Raw genomic sequence first — 1,168 nt, 5'->3', positions numbered from 1 at the left:
CGACTACGATGGTCCAATTCATATCATCGTAGGTATCGACGAAGAGCCAATAAAAAGCACACTGCAAACCCTTATTGGTCAACTCTGGCTAATTCTAGGATTGTTGTTTGCTGGCGTTTTGACTGTCATTCTCTTGCAAATCGTTTGGTCATTGAGTCCATTAACTAAACTGCAAAAAGAGCTGGCAGAGCTCAAAGCTGGAAATAAAAAGAGTTTAGAAGAAACTTATCCGAAAGAGATTTCGCCGCTTATTTCTGACCTCAATGCTCTTCTTTTCCACTATCAGGAGTTACTGGAACGTGCGCGTAACCACGCGGGTAATTTATCACACGCACTCAAAACGCCGCTATCTGTGTTAAAAAATGAAGTACAAACGCTAGAGCCCAAAACGCAAGCACGCTTAAACGCCCCACTCGACCAGATTCAAGATCACATCGACTATCATTTAGGTCGCGCTCGAATGGCGGGTTCCATGAACATCCTTTCTGTCAAAGCCAATCCAGCAGAGCGAGTGGATGCTATCTCAATGGCGTTCGATAAAGTCTATGCCGAACGAGACATCACCTTAGTTAATGAACTTGATTCTGAATTGAATGTTGCAGTTGAAAAAACCGACCTCGACGAAATGATCGGTAACTTGCTTGAAAATGGCTATAAATGGGCAAATAGCATGATTCGCGTCCACTCTACTCAGGATAAGGATAGTATCCACCTGATTATCGAAGACGATGGGCCTGGAATCCCTCAAGCGCAATTAGGCCAAGTCATCAAACGTGGTGTCAGATTAGACGAAACAACGCCAGGTTCTGGGCTCGGTTTAAATATTGTGAGTGAAATGGCGCACAGCTATCGAGGCCTACTGGCTTTAGAAAAGAGCAAAATGGGTGGTTTAAAAGCCACATTAACGTTGCACCGTAGCCGTACTTAAAACGAATCACGAAAGACTCTTTTTCATCGGTAAACGCTAATCAAACCGATGAAAATAGAAGCGATACGAGCATTTTTCACGCTAAGTGATGAAAACCATCAACTTCGGATCCGCCAAATGATGTGTTTTTATTGATTTAGATACGATTTGGGTTGCCCAATTCTAAGTGGAATGATAGTATCCGCGCTCGCTTGAACAGTTCCTGTTTCAAGCTTTACCACGAACAACAAGGTCGCATTG

1 protein-coding gene is annotated in these 1,168 nt (G+C 43.4%); it reads left to right on the top strand.

The annotated features are described in order from the left end of the window. Positions 1–928: ATP-binding protein (locus R8N28_RS25975; RefSeq protein WP_318183752.1), on the top strand; the 928-nt coding region annotated here is incomplete at its 5' end. Positions 929–1,168 lie beyond the last annotated feature (240 nt).

The sequence above is a fragment of the Vibrio sp. Vb1554 genome, assembly GCF_033344235.1.
The sequence above is the reverse complement of the archived record's forward strand: the minus strand, read 5'-3'. Positions and strand labels throughout refer to the sequence as shown.